This is a genomic window from Bacillota bacterium (assembly GCA_012837285.1).
Taxonomy (GTDB): Bacteria; Bacillota; DTU030; order DUMP01; family DUMP01; genus DUNI01.
This window is the reverse complement of the sequence record DURJ01000091.1, coordinates 1-22,153: the sequence shown is the minus strand read 5'-3', so window position 1 is coordinate 22,153 and position 22,153 is coordinate 1. Positions and strand designations below refer to the sequence as shown.

24 protein-coding genes and 1 tRNA gene are annotated in these 22,153 nt (G+C 53.5%); 2 read left to right on the top strand and 23 right to left on the bottom strand.

All coding sequences use genetic code 11. The annotated features are described in order from the left end of the window. Positions 1 to 312: 312 nt before the first annotated feature. The gene (gene hcp, locus GX016_05445) at positions 313 to 1,596 is read left to right on the top strand and encodes a hydroxylamine reductase (GenBank protein HHT71006.1); all 1,284 of its coding nucleotides are present in this window, start codon (positions 313 to 315) and stop codon (positions 1,594 to 1,596) included. Between the two features lie 150 nt (positions 1,597 to 1,746). On the opposite strand, the gene GX016_05440 is transcribed toward hcp, so the two are convergent. The 23 genes from GX016_05440 to GX016_05330 form a co-directional block, all read right to left on the bottom strand. Then, the gene (locus GX016_05440) at positions 1,747 to 3,192 is read right to left on the bottom strand and encodes an aminotransferase class I/II-fold pyridoxal phosphate-dependent enzyme (GenBank protein ID HHT71005.1); all 1,446 of its coding nucleotides are present in this window, start codon (positions 3,190 to 3,192) and stop codon (positions 1,747 to 1,749) included. Between the two features lie 181 nt (positions 3,193 to 3,373). Continuing rightward, the gene (locus GX016_05435; GenBank protein ID HHT71004.1) at positions 3,374 to 4,402 is read right to left on the bottom strand and encodes an alpha-hydroxy-acid oxidizing protein; all 1,029 of its coding nucleotides are present in this window, start codon (positions 4,400 to 4,402) and stop codon (positions 3,374 to 3,376) included. Positions 4,403 to 4,427: 25 nt separating this feature from the next. Continuing rightward, on the bottom strand, positions 4,428 to 5,048 hold the full coding sequence (locus tag GX016_05430) for a competence protein ComEA (protein HHT71003.1): 621 nt from the start codon (positions 5,046 to 5,048) through the stop codon (positions 4,428 to 4,430). 140 nt (positions 5,049 to 5,188) lie between these two features. After that, positions 5,189 to 7,678 (bottom strand): leucine--tRNA ligase, encoded by a 2,490-nt coding sequence (locus tag GX016_05425; GenBank protein HHT71002.1) that lies wholly within the window; start codon positions 7,676 to 7,678, stop codon positions 5,189 to 5,191. Positions 7,679 to 7,800: 122 nt separating this feature from the next. Continuing rightward, positions 7,801 to 7,875, bottom strand: a tRNA-Ala gene (locus tag GX016_05420). 102 nt (positions 7,876 to 7,977) lie between these two features. Then, positions 7,978 to 8,454: a ribosome silencing factor gene (rsfS, locus tag GX016_05415; GenBank protein HHT71001.1), complete on the bottom strand. Its 477-nt coding sequence runs from the start codon at positions 8,452 to 8,454 to the stop codon at positions 7,978 to 7,980. Further along, positions 8,402 to 9,634: an LCP family protein gene (locus GX016_05410; GenBank protein ID HHT71000.1), complete on the bottom strand. Its 1,233-nt coding sequence runs from the start codon at positions 9,632 to 9,634 to the stop codon at positions 8,402 to 8,404. Before GX016_05410 ends, rsfS begins: the two co-directional genes overlap by 53 nt. Further along, positions 9,597 to 10,229: an HD domain-containing protein gene (locus GX016_05405; GenBank protein ID HHT70999.1), complete on the bottom strand. Its 633-nt coding sequence runs from the start codon at positions 10,227 to 10,229 to the stop codon at positions 9,597 to 9,599. The genes GX016_05410 and GX016_05405 overlap by 38 nt, the downstream gene beginning before the upstream one ends. 72 nt (positions 10,230 to 10,301) lie before the next feature. Further along, positions 10,302 to 10,562, bottom strand: a complete 261-nt coding sequence (locus GX016_05400; GenBank protein ID HHT70998.1) for an RNA-binding protein — start codon at positions 10,560 to 10,562, stop codon at positions 10,302 to 10,304. Positions 10,563 to 10,656: 94 nt separating this feature from the next. Continuing rightward, complete coding sequence (locus GX016_05395) at positions 10,657 to 11,253, bottom strand: nicotinate-nucleotide adenylyltransferase (GenBank protein HHT70997.1); 597 nt, start codon at positions 11,251 to 11,253, stop codon at positions 10,657 to 10,659. 93 nt (positions 11,254 to 11,346) lie between these two features. Continuing rightward, positions 11,347 to 11,535, bottom strand: a complete 189-nt coding sequence (locus GX016_05390) for a hypothetical protein (protein ID HHT70996.1) — start codon at positions 11,533 to 11,535, stop codon at positions 11,347 to 11,349. A gap of 21 nt (positions 11,536 to 11,556) precedes the next feature. Next, complete coding sequence (gene obgE / locus GX016_05385) at positions 11,557 to 12,843, bottom strand: GTPase ObgE (protein ID HHT70995.1); 1,287 nt, start codon at positions 12,841 to 12,843, stop codon at positions 11,557 to 11,559. Positions 12,844 to 12,855: 12 nt separating this feature from the next. After that, on the bottom strand, positions 12,856 to 13,491 hold the full coding sequence (locus GX016_05380) for a hypothetical protein (GenBank protein ID HHT70994.1): 636 nt from the start codon (positions 13,489 to 13,491) through the stop codon (positions 12,856 to 12,858). 216 nt (positions 13,492 to 13,707) lie between these two features. Next, positions 13,708 to 13,998 (bottom strand): 50S ribosomal protein L27, encoded by a 291-nt coding sequence (gene rpmA, locus GX016_05375; protein ID HHT70993.1) that lies wholly within the window; start codon positions 13,996 to 13,998, stop codon positions 13,708 to 13,710. After that, entirely contained in the window at positions 13,995 to 14,321 is a 327-nt protein-coding gene (locus tag GX016_05370; protein ID HHT70992.1) for a ribosomal-processing cysteine protease Prp, read from the bottom strand. Before GX016_05370 ends, rpmA begins: the two co-directional genes overlap by 4 nt. A gap of 3 nt (positions 14,322 to 14,324) precedes the next feature. Next, positions 14,325 to 14,636: a 50S ribosomal protein L21 gene (gene rplU, locus GX016_05365; protein HHT70991.1), complete on the bottom strand. Its 312-nt coding sequence runs from the start codon at positions 14,634 to 14,636 to the stop codon at positions 14,325 to 14,327. Positions 14,637 to 14,766: 130 nt separating this feature from the next. After that, positions 14,767 to 16,458, bottom strand: coding sequence for an Rne/Rng family ribonuclease (locus GX016_05360; GenBank protein ID HHT70990.1), 1,692 nt, complete (start codon positions 16,456 to 16,458; stop codon positions 14,767 to 14,769). Further along, complete coding sequence (locus GX016_05355) at positions 16,455 to 17,171, bottom strand: DUF2344 domain-containing protein (GenBank protein HHT70989.1); 717 nt, start codon at positions 17,169 to 17,171, stop codon at positions 16,455 to 16,457. Before GX016_05355 ends, GX016_05360 begins: the two co-directional genes overlap by 4 nt. Beyond that, the gene (locus GX016_05350) at positions 17,168 to 19,018 is read right to left on the bottom strand and encodes a TIGR03960 family B12-binding radical SAM protein (protein ID HHT70988.1); all 1,851 of its coding nucleotides are present in this window, start codon (positions 19,016 to 19,018) and stop codon (positions 17,168 to 17,170) included. The genes GX016_05355 and GX016_05350 overlap by 4 nt, the downstream gene beginning before the upstream one ends. Positions 19,019 to 19,117: 99 nt before the next feature. Then, positions 19,118 to 20,002 (bottom strand): peptidase M50, encoded by an 885-nt coding sequence (locus tag GX016_05345; protein HHT70987.1) that lies wholly within the window; start codon positions 20,000 to 20,002, stop codon positions 19,118 to 19,120. Further along, positions 19,999 to 20,817, bottom strand: coding sequence for a M23 family metallopeptidase (locus GX016_05340; GenBank protein HHT70986.1), 819 nt, complete (start codon positions 20,815 to 20,817; stop codon positions 19,999 to 20,001). The genes GX016_05345 and GX016_05340 overlap by 4 nt, the downstream gene beginning before the upstream one ends. A gap of 131 nt (positions 20,818 to 20,948) precedes the next feature. After that, entirely contained in the window at positions 20,949 to 21,221 is a 273-nt protein-coding gene (locus GX016_05335) for a hypothetical protein (protein ID HHT70985.1), read from the bottom strand. Positions 21,222 to 21,242: 21 nt separating this feature from the next. Continuing rightward, positions 21,243 to 21,485, bottom strand: coding sequence for a metal-sensitive transcriptional regulator (locus GX016_05330; protein ID HHT70984.1), 243 nt, complete (start codon positions 21,483 to 21,485; stop codon positions 21,243 to 21,245). A gap of 283 nt (positions 21,486 to 21,768) precedes the next feature. On the opposite strand from GX016_05330, the gene GX016_05325 reads away from it, so the two are divergent. Beyond that, positions 21,769 to 21,993 carry a NifU family protein gene (locus tag GX016_05325; GenBank protein ID HHT70983.1) on the top strand — a complete coding sequence of 75 codons (225 nt, stop codon included), beginning with the start codon at positions 21,769 to 21,771 and terminating at the stop codon, positions 21,991 to 21,993. The last annotated feature ends 160 nt before the right edge of the window (positions 21,994 to 22,153 follow it).

The window sequence follows — 22,153 nt, the reverse complement described above, 5'->3', positions numbered from 1 at the left end:
TGTTTCCTGGGCAAGGACGGTTGTCCCCGCGCACCAGAGTGCTCACTCAAGGACAGCTGGACCCATATGGAAAAGAAACTAGCCGCATATATGGCCGGCATTACTCTACACGATTTGGCGGCTGCATCCGGCTCCAATCACTGATGGCCGTCTGACTAAGCTTGGCAGTAAAACGGCTGCCTCCCCCTGTTATGGGAACAATTTAAGCAGCAACAGGTTCAGAGCCATTAAGGAGGTGAACTAAAACCTAAAGTGGATGAAACCGGTCCCCTATAAGAAAACAGAGCAACTTAAGGAAAGGAGAACTGACCAATGTTTTGTTACCAATGTGAACAGACAGCCGGCGGCACCGGTTGCACGAAAGTTGGCGTATGTGGCAAGAACGAGGACATAGCGTCCTTGCAAGATGCTTTGATCTATGCTCTAAAGGGTATTTCGGCTTATGCCTACCACGCGCGGGAACTGGGCGCTGTTGACGAAGAAGTAGATGCTTTTCTAGCTGAAGCCCTCTTTAGCACTTTGACCAACGTAAACTTCGACCTGGAAAACCACATTGAACTGCTGCTTAAAGCTGGGGAAATAAATCTTAAGGTTATGGAACTGTTGGACAAAGCCAACGTAGATCGCTTTGGTGTGCCGGAGCCGACTGAGGTCAGCGTCGGAACAAAAGCCGGCCACGGTATTGTGGTGACTGGTCATGATTTTCTTGACTTGTATGAACTGTTGAAGCAAACGGAAGGCACCGGCATTAACGTATATACCCACGGCGAAATGCTTCCTGCCTTGGCTTATCCGGAACTAAAGAAATTCAAGCATCTAGCCGGTAATTACGGTGGTGCTTGGCAAAACCAGAAAAAAGAATTCGACTCCTTTTCCGGGGCCATCCTGGGCACTACCAACTGTGTGCTCATCCCGAAAGAAAGCTACCGCGACCGGATGTTCACCTGCGGTATCGCTCGGCTGCCGGGCGTTCAACATATAAAAGACCGCAACTTTAAGCCTTTAATTGAAACAGCATTGTCTTTGCCGCCTCTGCCGGAAAACATCGTTGGCTCTACTATGACCGGCTTCCATCACCAACCTGTTCTGGAACTGGCTGAAAAGCTTATTGACTTGATCAAAGCCGGCAAAATCCGTCACTTTTTCCTAGTGGGCGGTTGCGACGGAGCCCGGCCCGGCCGCAATTACTACACCGAGTTTGTGGAAAAGCTGCCTAAGGACACTGTTGTGCTAACCTTGGCTTGCGGGAAATTCCGCTTTAACCACCTGGATCTAGGTGAAATCGACGGTATCCCCCGTTTGCTGGATATGGGCCAATGCAACAATGCTTACTCGGCCATTCAAGTGGCCGTGGCCTTGGCCACAGCATTCGATTGCGGTGTAAACGACCTGCCCCTTAGCCTGAATATCTCCTGGTTCGAGCAAAAAGCAGTGGCCATATTATTTACTCTCCTTCACTTGGGCATTAAGAATATCCGCCTGGGTCCCACCTTGCCTGCGTTTATTACCCCCAACGTACTCAAGTTCCTCCAAGACAAGTACAATATTCAGCTTATCACCACGGCCGAAGAAGACATTAAAGCCATGCTGGGCTAAACACAAATTAGCGGGTGTAAACGAAGGGCGCGGGCACGGGGCAAGATAGAATCCTTCGCTTCGCAAGATCCCTCGCTGCGCTCGGGATGACAAGGGGTATGGGGAAGGGCGCAACGGAGCGTGAGGATGGGCTGGCAACGCCCCCTGTTGTTACCGGATAACCAAGATCTGCTCCAGGGTAGGGTCCTTCATGCCCTGGAGCCAGGTCTTGGTTTCTTTGAGTTTCTCAATATAATGGATGATCTCTTCAGTGATGATTTCTCCCGGACAGATAATAGGAATACCCGGCGGATACGCCATGATCAGTTCGCCGCAGATCTTGCCGCTGGCCGCTTTGAATTCGTGCGGGCGCTTATCGGCATAGAAAGCCTCTTTGGGTACCAGGGCCAGCTCCGGTATCCCCGGTAGATCCAGTTCCCGCTCCGGAACCGGACGTACCGGATAGCGACCGCTGATCTGCTGAACCGCGTTCACCAGCCGGCGGACGTTTTGTTTATTGTCGCCGATGGTCACTAATGCCAACACATTATAAGGGTCCGATAATTCCACTTGGATACGGTAATCCCGCCGCAGAATTTCCTCCGCTCGCCTGCCAGTGAGGCCCAGGCGGCGCACGTTGATGCAGAGCTTAGTAGGATCGATACCATAACAACCAGGTTGACCGATCATTTCGCTGCCAAATACGTAGGTACCGGGCACATTGTTCAGTTCATGGCGAGCCCAATTGCCCAGATTTATGGCCTGCCGGAGCAGACGCTCGCCCTCTAGATAAGCCTGCTTTCGAGCCACGTCCAGCGAAGCTAACAATACGTACGAAGGACTGGTGGTCTGGGTTAGATTAAACACAGTTTTTAAATAGCCGGGATCGATCCGCTCCCCCTGTTGAACCACCAGCGAGCTCTGGGTAAGGGAACCGAGCACTTTGTGTATACTCAGCGCGGCTAGATCCGCCCCCGCCTCCATGGCCGACCACGGCAGCAGGGGCTGGAAACAAAAGTGGGCTCCGTGGGCTTCATCCACTAGCACAGCCATGTCATAATCATGGGCCAGGGTCACAATAGCCGGCAGATCAGAAACCAGGCCGTAATAAGTAGGATTGAGAACGAACACGGCCCTAGCCTCCGGATAGGCCCTGATGGCATGCTCCACTTGCTCTAGCTCCACTCCCAGAGCTATACCCAGCTCTGGGTCGAGCTCGGCCGGTACATAAATAGGCTCGGCCCCACTTAGAATTAAGGCCCCAAATACAGATTTATGCACGTTGCGGGGCAAAATAACTTTCTCACTGGGGCGGCAAGCAGCCATAATCATGCCTTGGATGCCGGCCGTAGTGCCGTTAACTATAAAATAGGCGTTATCGGCCAAGAAAGCTTCGGCGGCCAGATCCTGCGCCTCTTTGATCACCCCTTGCGGGTAAAAAATGCTATCCAGCTCCGGCATCAGTGTAAGATCGATCTTGAACACGCTCCGCCCGATGAATTGTCTAAGTTCTTTCAGGCCGCGGCCGTGTTTATGACCAGGGACGTGAAAAGAAGTAACACGATCCTGGGCATATTGTTTGAGCGCATCTAATAGGGGTGTCTTTTTCTGGTTGATTTTATTGAATCCTCCTTAACCCGCTGCCACACCTGGCTAGCTGGTTGGTTCAATCTGGGGGTGTTGCCTGTTGTTTTCGGTCAAAGCAAAAAGCGCGGAGCAGCCACCAGTAGCTTCCCCGCGCCTCTGTTTGTACATACCTGGTTAAGTCTCAGATAACCGATCCAGTATAGATTATTAGTTAGCAGCATTTGTTCGGGGCCAGCAGCCACATCCCTGCCTCTTGAGGGTTGCTGCAACCGGTTAAGATCATGGCCACCTTCAGCTCAGACGCCAACTGCTCATATAACATCCGAACACCCTTTGCTCCGCCGCCAACAGCTGCCCACACCAGTGGCCGTCCCACTAAGACCGCGTCGGCGCCCAAAGCTAGAACTTTAAGTATGTCCGTACCGCTACGCACGCCGCCGTCGGCTAAGACTGTCAGACGGCCCTGAATTGCCCGTGCTATCTCCGGCAACACTTCAGCCGTGCCAGGGGTATGGTCCAGGGCCCGGCCACCATGATTGGAAACCACAATGGCACTGGCACCAGCTTCCAGTGCCAGTAAAGCATCGTCGGCCGTCATTATTCCCTTGACCACCACCGGCAACTGGGTGCTTTCACAAATCTCGGACAGTTTCTCCGGGGCCAGCGGCAGCACCGGTTGTCCTAACAAGCGCATGTTGACCAGTCCGGCCGCATCCACATCGATCCCTACCGCCATCACTCCCGCTTCTTCGGCCTCACGCACCCGGGCAACAATATCCGGTACCGGCCGGGGTTTGATAATAGGGATCGTAGCCCCGCCCACGGTCTTAGCAGCCTTGATCCCGGCAGCAAAAAGTTCTTTATGGCCTCCATCGCCGGTCAGGGCCACCGTGCCAGCTACCTGCGCACCTTGCACCTGGGACAGACAAAACTCTTCCTCGCTGATACGTCCTTGAAAATTGATCCTAGCTCCGGCCACGGCGGCACCCAAAACCGGCAGTGCCAGCGTGCGGCCGAAAATTTCCACTTCCAGAGCCGGATCAGTAATGCTATGTAGGGCGCTTAAATTCAGCCGTACTTTCCGGAGCGCCTCATAGTTGTTTATAAAAGAGCTACCTGTACCCACACCGCCCATGCCGGGAATCTCCCCGGCACAAGCGCGCCCATCACAGTTAGGACACAACCGGCAAATGCCTTGTAGTTTCTCTCGGGCCTGCTCCCTAATCTTTTGCCACTCCATACTTGTTGCCTCCCCCCTTGATCCCTTAATGGACCGATATGTAGTCTTTGAGTTGCTCAAACCGTTTCGCGCCGATACCGGACACATTCGTAATGTCTTCGATCTGGCGAAACGACCCGCTGTTGTTACGGTAATCAATAATCCTTTTCGCCAAGGACGGACCGATCCCAGGCAGGGTTTGCAGCTCGGTCAGACCGGCTGCATTGATATTTACTTTTTCGCCGCTACCGGAAGCACCGACACCCTCTCCAGCCGGGGTAGTTCCGACCTGTTCGCCAACCTTGGGCACCCACACTTTCTGCCCGTCAATTAGAGGCTGGGCCAAGTTAGTAGCGTCTAAGTCGGCCTCTGCAGTAGCCCCACCGGCAGCGTTCACAGCGTCTACCACACGACTTCCTTCCAATAGACTGTATACTCCGCTTTTTTCCACTGCCCCGGCCACATGGACCAGGATCACTTTTGGTTCCGGCTCTGCTGCGGCCGCGTCCCCGTCGCCCTGGAGCTCCCCGGCCGTAGCCGGTTCGATAATTATCGCCGGGCGGGAACGGGCGGCCGCTTGCTGCCAGTAAACATACGAAGCCGCAACCACTACCACTGCCGCTAGTCCCAACAGCAAGTACTGCTGTGTCCGAGTCAAATTAAACACGCCTCCTGACCCACCTCCTGAGGTCTTTTCCGCTTTATTCCACCTTCATCCCTGAAAATCCTGCTCCGTTCGACATCGGCGTCTACACAGAAACAAAATAGGCCTGCGCCCAGGCGCAAGCCCATGTTCCCAACTTAGAGTTAGTCGCGAACCACAATATTGACTAGCCGGCCGGGGACGTTAATTACCCGGACGACTTGTTTGTTTTCTAGCTGAGGTTGCACTCGCGGAGCCTGCAAAGCCAGCTGCTCCACTTCTTTGCCCGAGCTGTTTGCTGGGACCACTAACCGGTCGCGAACTTTGCCGTTCACTTGCACCACAATGGTAAGCTCTTCTGCTTTCAGCGCTGTTTGGTCCCACTTGGGCCATGGCTGGCCGTGGATGCTGTCGTTGTGCCCTGTTTGCTGCCACAACTCATCGGTGATATGGGGGGCAAAAGGTGCCAGCAGCAGCAATAAGTTCTCCAGGGCTTCCTTCAAGACCCCTTTGTTTTGCCGCTCCGGGGTTACCTTATCCAAGTAATGGTAGGTTTCATTGACTAGTTCCATGATAGCGGCTATGGCCGTATTCAAGCTGAAGCGATTTTCCACATCCTCGCTGACCTTCTTGATCGTGTTGTGCACCTTGCGTCTAAGATCCCGTTCGGCTCGGCTCAGCTTGCCGTCGAAACTGCCGTCGGCACTAAACACGTCTATTTGACCTTTAACCAGGCGCCAAACCCGGTTCAGGAAGCGCCATGAGCCTTCCACCCCTTGGTCGGACCACTCCAGATCTTTATCCGGCGGTGAAGCAAACAGGATGAACAAGCGGGCGGTGTCAGCACCATACTTGGCGATTATCTCTTCCGGATCCACCACGTTGCCCTTGGACTTAGACATTTTGTGGCCGTCTTTGATCACCATGCCTTGGGTCAGGAGGTTGGTAAAAGGCTCCGTTGCCTCCACCCAGCCGGCATCGTGCAATACCTTGGTAAAAAAGCGCGAGTATAACAAGTGCATAACAGCGTGCTCAACCCCGCCGATGTACTGATCCACCGGCAGCCAAGCAGCGGCTGCATCTTTGCTAAACGGCTCGCGGTCATTGTTCGGATCACAATAGCGGAAATAATACCAGGAAGAGCAAATAAAAGTATCCATGGTATCGGTTTCGCGCCGGGCCGGCCGGCCACATTTCGGACAGGTGGTCTCCACAAATTCCGCCACATGGGCCAGGGGCGAAATAAGGCCGGGATCAAAGGTAATGTGCTCCGGCAGTAACACCGGCAGGTCGGTTTCCGGTACCGGCACCGAGCCACAATGAGGGCAATAGATAATGGGTATGGGTGCACCCCAGTAGCGCTGACGGGAAACCAGCCAATCCCTGAGCCGGTAGGTAACAGAAGGTTCCCCCCACCCCTCTTCCTTGAGATAAGTGTTAATTTTTTCCTGAGCTTCTTCATTGGGTAGGCCGTTAAAGGGCCCCGAATTTACCAGCACGCCCGGGTCTACATAAGCTTCGGTCATATCATCAGCCTTAAGTTCTGTCTTCGGTGGGGAGATTACCACTCGAACCGGGAGATCATATTTCCGGGCAAACTCAAAGTCCCGCTGATCATGGGCCGGCACACCCATCACGGCTCCGGTGCCGTATTCCATCAGCACATAGTTGGCTACCCAAATGGGAACCTGCTCGCCGTTCAAAGGGTTGATACAGTAAGCGCCGAGAGACATTCCTTCTTTTTCCGTATCTACCGAAGTGCGTTCTATTTCGCTTTCGCGGTGGCATTTTTCCACAAAAGCAAGAATCTCCTGTTCGTGGTCACTTTTCCCGGCTAATTCCGACACTAGAGGATGTTCCGGTGCCAACACCATAAAGCTCACACCGTAAAGGGTATCCGAACGGGTGGTAAAGACAGTGATCCCTTCCTCATGGCCCGGTAAGGTAAAGGTAACATCTGCTCCGACGCTTTTACCGATCCAGTGTTCCTGCATGATCCGCACCCGTTCCGGCCAACCTTGAAGTAAATCCAGATCTTCCAGCAGCCGGTCGGCGTAGGCGGTGGTGCGGAAAAACCATTGTTCCAAATCCTTTTTTATCGCTGGATTGCCGCAACGCCAGCAACCACCCTCACTCACCTGCTCGTTGGCCAACACCGTTTGACAAGTGGGGCACCAGTTCACCGGGGCAGTCTTTTTGTAGGCTAAGCCCAGATTATACATTAAGAGGAACATCCATTGTGTCCACTTGTAGTAGTCCGGGCTACAGGTAGCAACCTCGCGCTCCCAATCATAGCTGAGGCCAAGACGCTTCTGCTGATCTCTCATATTGGCAATATTTTCTCTGGTCCATTCCACCGGATGGATGCCGCGCTGGATGGCGGCGTTTTCCGCCGGCAACCCGAAAGCATCCCATCCCATGGGGTGTAGCACATTATAGCCTTCCATGGTTTTTAGCCGGGCCACCACGTCCCCAATAGCGTAGTTACGAATATGGCCCATATGAAGCGCTCCCGAAGGATAGGGGAACATCTCCAACACATAGTAATTTGGCTTATGGTTGCGATTCGGCACACGGTACACGTTTTCTCGTTCCCAAGTCTTTTGCCATTTGTGTTCTATGGCCTGAAAATCATATGGCTCCTCGTAAGCCAAAGCAATCACTCCTTCCTGACCCTGACCGACCCCAAAAAACAAAGAACCTCCCGCCCTGGATAAACCAGGGACGAGAGGTTATGTACCATCCCGCGGTACCACCCTGTTTGGCAAAGAAATATTGGTGGAGCTGACGGGGGTTGAACCCGTGACCTCTTCCATGCCAAGGAAGCGCGCTCCCACTGCGCCACAGCCCCATCTCTTTACCCACTTCGCATCTCAGCTCCCAGGCGAGTTCGGCAACTGTTGCCACCGGTTTACACCTGCCACCGGCTCTCTTGGGTCAAACTAGTTGCTTACTACTCCTCGTCATAGCTTGTGTGTTCACTTGTTACATTGGCCATTATAGCTGAGTTGACACCGGTTGTCAAGTCTTTGAGCCGGTGTACCGGCGCGTCGCCCCACAGGCGTTCCAGCGCATAAAAGTGTCGGGCTTCTTCGCGGAAAATGTGTATTACCACCGCCCCGTAGTCCAACAAAATCCACGAGGCTGTTCCCCGTCCTTCCCGGTGCAGAATCGACTCGCCGCACACAGCCAGTTGCTCTTCCACATTATCGGCAATAGCTTCCATCTGAATTTTATTACTGGCACTGGCAATAACGAAATAATCCGCAATGAGAGACACTGGACTAATATCCAGTATCACTATATCGTAACCCTTCTTTTCCTCCACCGCCCTGGCGGCCGTCTGCGCTATTTCCCAAGCCTCCACATGCTCCCTCCTAGCCCACCAGATCCCGTCCAACAATAACTGTAATATCGGCCTCGCGATCATCATCCTCCGCGGCGCGACTAATGCGGCTAATGTTCAGTGACCGGGCCACTGTTTCCACAGCCTCCAGCGGTGTCGAGTAGCGGTAAATAATCTCACTGGAATGATAATCGAAGTTGTCGGCATTACCCACGGTATTGATCGTATAGCCCATGCTTTTAAGCTGCCGGGCCACTTCACCCGCCGCCCCCGGACTACCGCTGCCGTTTAAGACTTCCAGGCTAATGGCTTTATTTGCTTCCCGGTCAATGCCTAGCAGCACCCGGGCCACTTGGTCGGCCACACCCGCTTCATCAACAATCCAGTAGCTGATCTCATTGATGTAACGATCTGTACCCACTAACATCTCGATCGGGGCTGTGCCGAGATCCACGCCCCGGGCTGCATTGGCATAAAAGACAATTTGCGCCGGTGTCATGTTGGTCTCAACATTATCAACAATAATTCGACTGAGCTCCGGAATCTTAAACAAAGTACTGGCCGAAAACACCTCTTCGGCTAACGCCCGGACAAACTGCTGTTGGCGTTCGATCCGACCCAGATCGCCAGTAGCCCGATCGCGAAAACGCAAAAACTCTTCGGCTTTAGCTCCGTTTAGAACCTTCGGTCCCGCCTCAATGTCAATATACAGTCCTCCAGCCCGGTCCGTGTAACGCATGTCCTCCTTGACATCGATATGCACTCCGCCTAAGGCATCTACAAGGTTATGCAATCCTTCATAATTAATCTTGACATAGTAGTGAATCGGTATATTAAGCAGGCTTTCCACCGTCCGCACAGCCAAATCAGTCCCGCCGTACGCGTGAGCATGACAAATCTTGTCCGTTCCCCGCCCTGGGATAGTAACTCGGCTATCGCGGGGAAGGGATAACATGCCGGCTTGCTTCTTCTCCGGATCTAACGTAGCTACTATCATGGTATCGCTTCGTTCCGGGGCTCCGCTGTGGGGGTTGTCAACATCGCCCACGTCCAGACCGAGCACCAGTACATTGATGGGCTCATGTTTAGCCGGTTGCGGATGGTCCCGCCCCGCTGCCTGTCCACCAGGGCCTCGCAATCCGGCCAAGAAAGCATACAGGCCGGCTCCTACTGCCAACGTTACCAGCAGCACGGCACAGGCACAAAACAGGGCAAACTTACGCCAGTTAAGCCTCCGTACAACCCTCTTTCTCGTCTGGGTCATTTTCTCCCCTCTCCCGTGTATAGGCTGCCGCTTTTAGCAACAGAATGTTTCGTGCTCGCACCGTCTGGAGGTGAAGCGGCAGTCCCTGCTGAAGAACGTACAAAATTGTATTATCCATCGCTCCAAGGACAGCATAGTCCAGATCCTGGTGAGCCAAAATCCGCAGCTTCTCAGCACCGGGGAAATCACGGCCCGGCTCAATAAAATCAGCCAAATAAATAATTTTAGCCAGAAGTCCCATCTCTTCAGCCCCCAGAGTATGCACAGCGATGGCGGTGAGAATTTCTTCATCATCAACACCATATTCCTTCCGGGCCAGCACAGACCCCACCGAGCCATGCAAGAGATCGGGACAAACCTCCTCGGTATCATCATTCCTTACTATACCAAAGGCTATCGCTGTTTGCAACAGGTGGTGATTACTAAGTCCCTTGGCACAATCGTGTAACAAACCGGCCAGGTAAGCCTTGTTGGCATCGCCTCCGTAGAGCTGAGCTAGCTTTTTTGCTGTCTCAGCCACCCCAAGCGAGTGCAGGTAGCGCTGTCGGGATAAAGATCCTTTGAGTTTTGTCTTCATCTGTTCGTAGCTATACATGGCTGCTGACCGTCCTTTGCCAAATCAAAAAGGTCTTCGTGGACAAGCCGCGAAGACCCCTTTGATTCCTAGTTAGAAGCGATTCTGCCTGGCGCGAGCCTCATTAACAACAAGTTCGCGACCGTCCAACTCTGTACCCTGCATTGCTTCCAAGCACTTCTCCAAATCATTATCGGCAACCTCGACGAACCCGAACCCACGGGAACGTCCGGTCTCACGATCCGTAATGATGCGGCTAGCCTGGACTTCTACACCTGTCTTCTCAGCAAACACCGAGGCCAGCTCGTCTTCTGTAGTAGCCCACGGCAGATTGCCAACATAGATGGTCTTCATTCACCATCACCTACCTTTCTGAGGCCAGGAACCTCGAACTCTTCCTATGTTTCTACGTTTAGTATAGACATTCCTGCTCAGCTGATGCAAAAATTTACTTCGATTCTTCCGGGGAGAGGTAAAGTTTGTTCTTATAAATGTAGTGTTCCACCGGCTCCGGTAACAAATACTTAATGGATTTTCCTAGCTCTACCCGGCGGCGAATGTCGGTGGATGAAATGGCCAGCGCCGGCACCTCCACCCGGAACACCCGATTGGGATAATCTTCCTGGAGCCGCTGTAATTGTTCGCTCAACTGGTAGCCCGGCCGCGTAGCCGCGATAAAATAGCACAGCGCCAACAGCTCGTCCACATCCTTCCACCCTAACAGATCCAAGATGGCGTCGGCTCCACTGATGAAGTGCAGCTCCGCTTCCGGTCCATGGGCGGCTCGGAGAGCCCGCAAGGAGTCAATAGTATATGAAATCCCTGCTCGATCCAGCTCCAGGCGGGAAGCTTCAAAGTATTTGTTAGTGATGGTGGCCAATACAGCCATTAAATAACGGTCTTTAGCTTCTGATACCTGATAATCTTTTTTGTGGGGCGGTAACCGGTTCGGCACAAACAGTACTTGGTCTAGATTAAATGCTGTTCGGGCCGCCTCTGCTGTCACCAGGTGCCCGTAGTGAATAGGATCAAAAGTGCCCCCCATGATACCCAGCCGGATCCCTAACTCACCCTCCACCCTTCCCTGCCTCCCAACACCAGTAGTTATTCCTATAATAACACAGTTTGCACCAATTAGTTAGGACTCGCGCTCACGCCGGCTTCGCTTGCGCCGGCTCGGTCCCGGTTTGTCGTCCTCAGCATAATCTAACCGACGCTCTTTGATCCGCACTCGGCCCGGCTCTTGTTGAATAACAAACTCATCTCTGGCCGGGCAATAGTACACTGTTTCCCCTTGTCGGCAGTTGCCGCAATCTAGGCATTTCATGCCCAGTCCCGACCTCCATCATTATTCTATCAATCCTGGCTGATACGTCAATTCCTGACTGCCAATACGCACTACATCACCTGCCTTGGCACCGGCCTCGGCCAAAGCTTGCTCCAGACCCATTTTGGCTGTTAGGCGCTGAAAACGCGCCACCGCCTGTTCCTGGTTGAAATCAGTCATGGCCACCAGTCGTTCCAGTTCCCGCCCCTCAATAACAAATATGCCACCGGCTCGCCTAATGTTAAAACCGGCCTCTTGTTCCGGCAGCCGATAAATAACTTCCTGCGGCTGTTCCTGCCCCTCAGTTGGAGCCGGTAGGCTTCTTAGCACCGCTGCTATATGATATAGCAGTTCGTTCAAACCGTGCCTGGTAACGGCGGAAATAGGAAATAGGCGACGCCCGTGGCCCGCCGCTACTTTCGCCAAGCCGGGTAAATTGGTATCGGCATCCGGCAGGTCCATCTTATTAGCCGCAACCACTTGGGGTAATTCAGCCAGCCGCCGGTCATAGGACAGAAGCTCGGCATTGATAGTGGTGTAGTCTTTTACCGGATCCCTACCCTCGGTACCGGCAGTATCCACCACATGAATGAGCACCCGGGTACGCTCCAGATGACGCAAAAATTCCTGGCCCAAACCGGCTCCGGCATGGGCACCTTCGATTAGGCCCGGAATGTCGGCCAGCACAAAGCTCTCTTGGTCGATTTTAACCACTCCCAGATTGGGCTCCAGGGTAGTAAAAGGATAGTCAGCTATTTTCGGTTTTGCGGCCGTGCAGGCAGCCAGCAAAGTAGATTTGCCGGCATTGGGATAGCCCACCAAACCTACATCGGCCAGCAGCTTCAGCTCCAGCAGCACCCATCCTTCTTGCCCTGGTTCACCTTTTTCCGCCAGGCGCGGCACCCGGTTTATATTGGACAAGAAGCGGGCATTGCCCCGACCGCCGCGACCGCCCTGAGCAGCGATCAACCTTTGGCCGTGGCCGGTAAGATCGGCTATAACGGCGCCGGTTTCTGCGTCCTTTACCACCGTACCGGCCGGTACCCGTACAACCAAGTCCGCAGCATCGGCCCCATGCATATTACTGCCCCGACCGTGTTGGCCCCGCGGGGCCTTGAAATGGGCCCGATAACGAAAATCCACCAAAGTATGTAGACCTTCATCGGCCAGAAAGACCACATCCCCGCCGCGGCCTCCATCGCCCCCATTAGGGCCGCCTCGGGGTACATATTTTTCGCGCCGAAAGCTGATGCAACCGTTGCCGCCATCACCGCCTTTGACAAAAATCTTGGCTGTATCATAAAACATTACTTCTGCCACCTACTTCTTCCCTAGTATCTGCTGCAGCTGTTGAAGCTGCATCCTAATCTGTACCGTGTCGTTCTGTTGATCTACCAATATTGTACCACCGATCTTGCGCGCCAGCTCGCGGGCCCTAACCAACGACGTCATAGGCAGACGGCCCTGACCGAAGGCAATGAGCTCCAATTCTTGGCTGCTGCTCCTTAGTTTAAGCTCCCGCAGTCCGAAGTCGGGACTTAGCAGAAAGGTGAACAGCTCAGTGAGCAGCGTTGCCAGAGCCAGGCCATTAACCGTTTGAGACAGATCATTAGTTACTTCAATACCAAAGGAAACACCTTGTTCGCGCAGATGTTGGTACCAGCTAAGCAATAACAGTCCCGCCTCAGCCGGAAGCAGCTTGGTCAATGTTCGTTCACGGTCCAGCTCTCGGGCCGTGTCGTAAATATATTCCATCACTCGCTCCGGTTTTCTTAGCTGAGCCAACCCGCCTAACACCTGTAAATGATTAAGAAAATCATGATGCTGCACTTGCAGAATTCTCACCACATCAATACAGCCTGAACACCTGGTTAAATTAGAACATAACTGCCGCTGGGCATAGTAATAACCAACTGCAATTCCGCTTATGACAAGAAGACTGCTGCAAAAGATCATACCAGCTAACGATTTGGTATGAAAGTAGCTGTAGGTGGGGGCTATCAATACCAGCAAGCTGCCTGCCAGTAGTAGACCGCTGCTGGGACCGACAATATTACCTATCTGCTTCACAACAGCCACCCCCTCATGTCTGAGTAGTGGCTATATTCTCCACAAAGAGCACTAATCCTCTTATTGGATGAAAAAAGCACCCTCTTAGCGGGGTGCTCGTTATTATTTTCCGGCCACCGCCGGCTGAACGCTTACTTGCCGGCGTCCGCCGGTTCTCTGCTCGAACATAACCACGCCATCGATCTTGGCAAACAAGGTGTGGTCTTTGCCGAGACCGACATTTTGCCCGGGGTGGATCTTGGTTCCTCGCTGCCGAACCAGAATGCTACCGGCAGTTACGAACTGGCCGCCGAATCGTTTCACCCCTAACCGCTGGGATTGACTATCACGCCCGTTACGGGAACTACCCATACCTTTCTTGTGGGCGAAGAGCTGCAAATCCATAAATCTCATGACTCCACCTCCTTCAACCGTATCCGACCCGGATACTGAGTGGCAATATCGTTCAGTGCCAGCGCCAACGTGGCTAAAATCGCCTGCACCGCTTTATTCTCTTCACTACCTGGAGTTAACATACAGGACAAATACCCTGTCCTGATCTCCACCTTAGGATTGAGTCCCAGATGCTCTGTCAGTCCCAGTAATGCTGCCTGGGTCACAGCCGATACGGCTGCACAAACAATATCGGTACCTTTAGGGGCGTAGCCGGCATGGCCAGCCACCATAAAGCCGACGATCTTGCCCTGACCGCGGTGCCACAGTTGGACGGTGATCATGGCTCAACCCAAAATCTCCTGAATTTCAACCTTAGTGTACTGCTGCCGATGTCCGTAGCGGCGCCGATAGTTCGCTTTGGCTCGATACTTTAAACCATGGATTTTACGTCCTTTTCCCTGCTCAAGCACCTTAGCCGTAACCTTAGCCCCGGAAACCACCGGATCGCCCACCTTGACCCCATCCTCACTTGACACCAGCAGGACCTGTTCAAATTCCACTAGGTCCTCCGGCTCCTGGGATAATTTTTCCACCTTAATCACATCGCCTGGCTCAACTCGGTACTGCTTACCGCCAGTGGCAATCACTGCATACATTTTCCCACCTCCATATCAATATCTTCGCCGGAGAAGGCAGTATGCCCGGCCCGCTCCGAGCGCTATCGCTTACCGCCCCATTTTAGCATACCCAGATGACTGCGTCAACGAAAACCGCAGCCCCGCAGCCCTACAAATTGTCATCGACCACCTGGGCTTTGGCGTAAGTGCGCAACACCTTAGTTATCTTCAATCGCACCGTCTGACCGACAAAGGCAGCCCCGTCTTCCACATTAATAACAAAGCCCTCCACCCGGGCTACACCGTCCTGGGTTCTTGTCAGGTGGCGTTCTTCAACCGGGGCCGCAATAACTTGCCCGGCTCTAACCGGTACCGCCGCTGCCCACAATTCCTCTTTAGAAGTAAGCGGTATCAGGGCAAAATCCCGACTATGCAGGCTCTCCACTCCCCGCACTTGAACCGGAATGCCCACTTGCTTCTCCAGCGCTTTCAGGCTCTTGCCGCCAGGGCCGATCAGCACCGCGGCTACGGAAGGGTGGGCTTCCACCAAGAGCGCACCTACCGGCTGCTGAGCCAACAACCGGTGAATCTCGCGCCGGACCTTAAGGCCTACCGCTTGTTCCGATAGTATCTTCCCTTTACCGTCACAATAAGGACACGGCCTTAAAAACACGCTCTCTAAACTGCGGCGTTCTTTCTTGCGGGTGATCTCCACCAAGCCTAACTTGGTCAGCCCCAACACTTGCGCCTTAACCTTATCGCGCCTAAGCTGCTTCTCCAACGCCTGTACCACCTGATTCTTAGCGCTGGGGTCATCCATGTCAATAAAATCCACCACAATAATACCGCCGATGTTGCGGAGTCGAATCTGGCGGGCAATCTCCTTTACGGCTTCTAGGTTAGTTTTCAGCACCGTAGCTTGAAGAGAAGTGCTGCCGACAAATTTCCCAGTATTGACATCGATGGCCGTAAGGGCCTCAGTCTGATCCACCACTATGTAGCCCCCGCATTTGAGCCATACTTTGCGTCGGAATGTTTTTTCCACATCGGCCTCTAACGCGTAGGTGAGCAGCAGATCCTGCCCCGGCTCGAAGTATTCTACTCGATCTTGCAGTTCCGGGCCCATAATACTCAGCAACTCCAGCGTACGTTCGTACACCTCCCGACTGTCCACCACAAACCGATCTACACTCGGTGTAAACAGATCACGGACAATACGGTAAACCAAGTCCAGGTCTCGGTACAACAACGCCGGGGCAGTCCGGGCTCGGCTCCGCCGTTTAATAGTCTTGTGCAGCCGTAGCAGAAAATCCATGTCTTGTGCAAATTCATCCTCTTCCATGCCGGCCGCCACTGTACGGACAATGAGTCCCATGCCGGCTGGCTTAATGTTTCCAGCTGCCTGCCGCAGCCGTTCCCGTTCCTTCTCATCCTGAATTTGCCGCGACACTCCCACATGATCTGCTCCCGGCATAAGAACTAAGTTCCGTCCTGGCAGGGAAAGATGCATGCTAACTCGGGCACCCTTAGTCTCGGTTGGCTCTTTTACCACCTGCACCACTACTTGTTGTCCCGGCTGCAGCACTTCTTTGATGTTGGCCGACTTGTTGTTTCGCGTTAAGTTAGACTTGCCCTTTCTCTCCGTATCGGCTACATACAAAAATGCATTGCGCTCCAGGCCAATATCCACAAACGCCGCTTGCATCCCTGGTAACACATTCTTCACCCGGCCCTTATAGATGTTGCCGCCAAAGCGCTCGGCCCCGCCTTGATCCACATACAGTTCCATTAACACTCGATCTTCTAATACCGCCACCCAGGTTTCCTCGGCCGTAGCGTGAACTAAAATCTCTGTTTTCACTGTTCTTCCCCCAGTTCTTCCGCTAGGCGCAGCCGGGCTAAAGGCGACATCAGCTGTCCATAACGTTCAATAAACAGTCCGGTTCGGTGAATATGAGTAACTTCTCCTTCCAAGCCGCTGTAGGCAAAGAAAGCCTGTAGCAGCTCCTCCGGCCTTAAATTTCCAGCCGCTCCGGTGGCAACCAATAAGTCCCACCTGCTGTCCCCTGGTCGGGGGTAAAACCGCGTTCTTAGAACTAAGGGGCGGATGTCAACTTGCCTGGTCCTGCGTTTGGTAATCTTGGTAATTACGATCTCATTCTGCTGCAAAAACCGGTTCCACAGACATTCTGACCGTCCTTCAGCAGCCGGTGGTAGCTTGGCGGTGACGCGATACGAAGCGGCACATACCTTGGCCATGAGTGAAGGTGCATTAGCAGCCACTTGAGCAGCAGCCAAAATCTCTATTCCCTCCGGTAACTGCTGATTTAGGCACCGCACAAATTCCGACACCGATATCCGAGTCTCAAGTTCAAAATCGGCGTATTCAGCTTCGGAAGTCGCTCCTAAAGCTAACGCCGATGCAAAGCTAATCTTCAATCGCGGCGTAAACCCACGGCTTAAAGCCAGAGGGAGCTCGGCCCGGCGAACCGCTTTTTCCACTGCACCGGCGAAGTCCAAATGGGAAATAAAACGAACAGCTTCACCTTTAGCTATTCTGGCCCGGATCTTCATGGTTGTTCACCTCGCTGCCTGACTGGCAGTTGTAGGGCCGAACACACGCCGCAGACCTGGCAACGCTCACGACTGCAGTCAGGGGTAGTGAGACCTTTTACAGCCCGCATCCGCTCTGCCTGCAAAAAGTCACGGCTAACACCAGGGCTCAAATGATCCCAAGGCAATATCTCCCTTGCCGAAATAGTACGGTTGGCGTAAAACCCCGGATCTAGGCCGGTATCAGCAAAGGCCTGTTCCCATAGGTCAAAGCGGAAATACTCACTCCAGCCATCTAGCCGGCATCCCAACCGCCAAGCCCGTTCTAGAGGAGCTGCCAGCCGCCGGTCTCCGCGGGAAAATGCAGCTTCCAAAAAACTCTGCTCCGGGTCGTGCCAGCGGTGTTCTACTTTTCGGCCTTTGATTTTACCGTTTAAGAGCAACTGCCTTCGCCTTAGTTCTTCCCGCGGCAGTTGTCCTTCCCATTGAAACGGTGTGTGAGCCTTGGGCACAAAGTTAGATGTAGACACAGTCACCCGGGCAATCTGTCCGCTGTCCACCTTAAGGTTAGCCACTTTGTAAGCCAAAGTGGCGATGGCCACCACATCTTCGTCTGTCTCTGTGGGCAAACCGATCATGAAATAGAGCTTGAAGGCACGCCAGCCGGCGGCTGTAGCCGCTGTTACTGCAGCCAGTAAATCGTCTTCCGTTACATTCTTGTTGATCACGTCGCGCAGACGCTGGCTGCCGGCCTCCGGTGCTAAAGTTAGGCTGGAGCGCCGCAAGGGCTGAAGCTTTTGGGCCTGCTTAATGGCAAAGCTGTCGGCCCGAAGCGAAGGCAGTGACACCCGTACCCCGGCCGACCCACAGTCTGAGACCAAATCGTCGATCAGCCCTTCAATCTCGGAGTAGTCCAAGCTGGAGAGAGAACTGAGAGAAATCTCATCATAGCCGGTGGCCGCCAGTAATTCTCGGGCCTGTTTAAGTAGGGTGTCTCGGCTGCGCTCCCGCACCGGGCGGTAAATCATTCCGGCTTGACAAAAACGGCAGCCTCGCGTGCAGCCGCGGAACAGTTCCAGCATGCCCCGGTTATGAACCACGTCCATGTACGGCACCACCGGCTGGGTGGAAAACGGGGCTAGGTCCAGCTTCCGCAGCACTCGCTTCTGGACCCGCTCCGGAGCACCGGGCTCGGTGGGGCAAACACTGGTTATATGTCCCTGGGAGCTATAGTAGACAGCATAAAACTCCGGTACATATACACCGGGCACCTGGGCTGCCGCCGCCAAGAACTCCCGTCTTCGGCCCTGTCTTAGTTTCCAATCTTTAAATACGTCGATAATTTCCCCCAGCACCTCTTCCCCTTCTCCTAAGACCACCAAGTCCAAGAACGGAGCTAAGGGCTCGGGATTATAGGCGCACGGCCCCCCTGCCAACACAAACGGGTCTCCTTCTTGCCTCTTTGCTGACCGGATCGGTATCTGAGCCAGATCCAGCATGTTAAGGATATTGGTGTAAGCCATTTCGTATTGCAGTGTGAAGCCTACCAGATCGAAATCCCCCAGCGGCGTTTTCGTCTCCAAACTAAATAACGGCAGTCCTGCCTGTCTCAGCTCCTGTTCCATATCCCCCCAGGGGGCATAAACCCGTTCCAGCAAGGCATCGGAGCGGGCGTTTACCACCTGATAAAGAATATGGGAACCAAGATGCGACATGCCCACATCGTACAGGTCGGGAAAGGCCAAGGCCATTTTAACGGCCGTGGTACCATGATCCTTCCTAACTATATTCCATTCCCCGCCTATGTAGCGGGCCGGTTTCTCCACCCGCGGCAGAATATTGTTTAGCTGCGACTTGATGTTGCTCATGTTGCCATCTCCAGTCTAAGGTAAAAATACCCCGGCTGACCATGTGGGTATTTCTCCGTGGTAGTAGAAAACTCCTGTTATCGCCGCTTATCTTCCCGGTCAGTTGCGCCGTACCAATCGGGACAACGTCATGTCAGGTCCGTAAGTGAACAGGCCCATTATAACCTCATCCTCACTTATTATAGCCATAATCTTATGGTCTTTGTCCAATACGTAAACTAAATGGTAACGGCCGGCCACAAATCGCTTCGTTAGGTCCCGTAGCGTGGTTTCGCCGGCGGCAGCCAGCACTTCCCCTTTCACCACTTCCCCGGTCTGCAAGCCGCGACGTTTATGCGCCAAGTAACGTAACAACACCAAACCGGCCCAGCGCTCTTCAGTTGCGGCCACAGCCCACAGAAACCCTCCCAGAACAGCTATATTAAAAAATAAGAGACCGTGGCGCATCAGTACCAGCCCTAAGCAAACCAAAACAGCCCCCAGGGCCTGACCCAACCGGGCTGCGATCTCAGTGGCCTGGCGCCAGGACAGGCGCTGGGCCAAATACGCTCTAAGAATACGCCCTCCGTCCAAAGGCCAGGCCGGAAGCAGGTTAAATGCAGCAACAGCCAGATTCGCTTGTAAGAACAAACCGGCCAAGGAGATATTCCAGACTCCGTAGCCGGCCAATATCCACGCTGCCCCCGCCAGTACCAGGTTTTCCACCGGTCCGGCCAACGCCACTGCCACTTCGGTCTTAGGATCCCATGTGGATAGATCCAGGTCTTTGATCCGAGCCACGCCGCCAAAAGGCAGCAGCTCGATCTCTTCGATTTTGAGACCGTAGGAACAGGCTACCACAGCATGGGCGATCTCATGCAGCAAAGCTGCGCCATAGACCAAAAGCGCCTCCGTTAAGTAACCGGTAGCACCGTAAACTACCAAAATAAGCAGAAAGAAACTGTTGACCTTAACTTGTACACCTAATATTCGGCCGACTTTCAACTGGCGCTTTCCTTTACAGCCGGCTCTTCAGCCGGCTCTTCCGCCGGCTCCTCACCAGGGGCGGATTCCGGGACCTCACCTGGGGCCTCGTAGGAAGATGGCGCTAACGTGGGAACCACTGTCTCCTCTACCACCCCGAGTTTAATCGCCGGATCGACATTGGTACCCCGTTGTTTAATCTCCAAATGCAGATGAACGCCGCTGCTGACACCGCTGCTACCCACGGTGGCAATCACATCGCCTTGTTTGATCAGTTGCTTCGGCTCCACCAATACCTGGTCCAAGTGGCCGTACAGACTGACCACGCCGTTTCCGTGACTTAATTCTAATACTGTGCCTAACAACTCTTCCTCTCTGATACGGTTTACATAGCCGGCGGCAATGGCTTTAATCGGAGTTCCAGCCGGAGCCGCAATGTCAATTCCTTGGTGGAAGCGCTTTTCCCCTGAGATCGGATGCAACCGCCAACCGTAACGAGATATTACCTGCCCGCCTTTTACCGGGAAGATATAACCCGATAATAACACGCTGCTAGAGCCTTGTTCTCCGGAACGTAAAGCAGACAGGGCCGGTAAATGCAGACTCTCTTCACCCCAAGACCGGACTCGTTCCCAGCTCAAGGCGGGTTTGTAATCTGCCACCGACCAATGTATATAGTGTACCAGCTTGCTGGTCAAGGGCATATCTAGCTGCACCAGCCCCCAAACAGCCAGGTACAGTACCCCTGCCACCAAGAACTGGCGAAGAAGTAGGGACTCGCTTCCCAGTGTTCGCAGGCGCCGCCGCAGGCTGTGCCAGCGATAGCCAATTCCCACGGCCTTTCCCTCCCGATAGCTTTGTCCCTAAATCTATATGCTGTCCATTCTTAAATATGAAGAGAAAGAAAAACCCCGCCCCTAATATGGGAGGGCTGGGTAAGTTTGGCTGGTAAACCTTTGCTTTGTTTTTACTGGCCCCTCATATACGTCCACAGCAGATAGGCTGAAGCCACAATTAATACCATGCCGGCCAAGGGGATGAGGACATTAAAATAACGCCGCTGTCGGGGCCAGACTCTTTGCCCCACTAACAGTAGGTTGTTAACACCCACCAAAAACCAAATCAGTGTATATAAGTCGTGCCAACCGTGGAGCCAGTTCCAAACCGCTGCCCCCACAAGAATGAGACCCACCGGCAAAAAGAAAAACTTATCGCGTCCGCTCAAGCCGTCCGCCGCCACCGCACCTGCCCCCTTTTACCTTCAGCGGATGAATTTTTCCACCACGGAAACCAGCTCGTCCACAGCCGCGGCTCCGCCGTCCTCGTGGATGGCCTGAGCCACACAACCCCGAATATGATCCTCCAGCACCATCAGGCCCACTTTATTCAGGGCTGCCTGGGCCGCTGCAAGCTGAGTAAGAATATCAACACAATAGCGGCCGTCGTTGATCATCCTTTGAATACCCCGTATCTGGCCCTCGATCTTGCGCAACCGCTGGAGCATGTTGCTCTTATCGGCTGCGTAAGAAGATTCTTTGTCCTTTCGATGCGTGGGTGCAGCCAGCGTACGTCTCAAGATACCCCCTACCCCCTCCCCGGCTTATGTTTGCCTTCATCGTGGCAATTATCTACCCTTACCGGGTAGCCGCCACCTTGATTATAATTCCTCTACCGTCTCAAAAGCAAGTCTGAACCGCGCTGGCAAGCGCACCCTTAAATTAAATTGTATCAATAACTAGGCTCGTGGTATAATGTAACCACCATAGAAGATTAAAGGAGTGGCTCGTTTGAAGGAGAAGGTTGAACAGGCTTTGGCTAAAGTACGTCCGTCTTTGCAAGCAGATGGCGGCGATGTCCAACTGGTGGATATTGATGAAAGCACCGGTATCGTGAGCGTGAAGCTTACCGGCAGCTGCGGTAGCTGTCCCTTTGCCACTATGACCTTAAAACAAGGCATCGAACGCACGTTAAAAGAACAGGTCCCGGAAGTAAAAGAAGTCCGCGCAGTCTAAAATTTATCTACAAACACCCGGCTGAAGCCGGGTTTTTATTTGGGCGAGCGTCTTCGGCCTATAACTAGTCTCCGAACTGGGCAAGCTAGGGTAGGATCCGGAAATACTTCAGGAAGGAGGCTCAGATTGTGACTGTAGGCCAAAAGTTGCACCAGACATT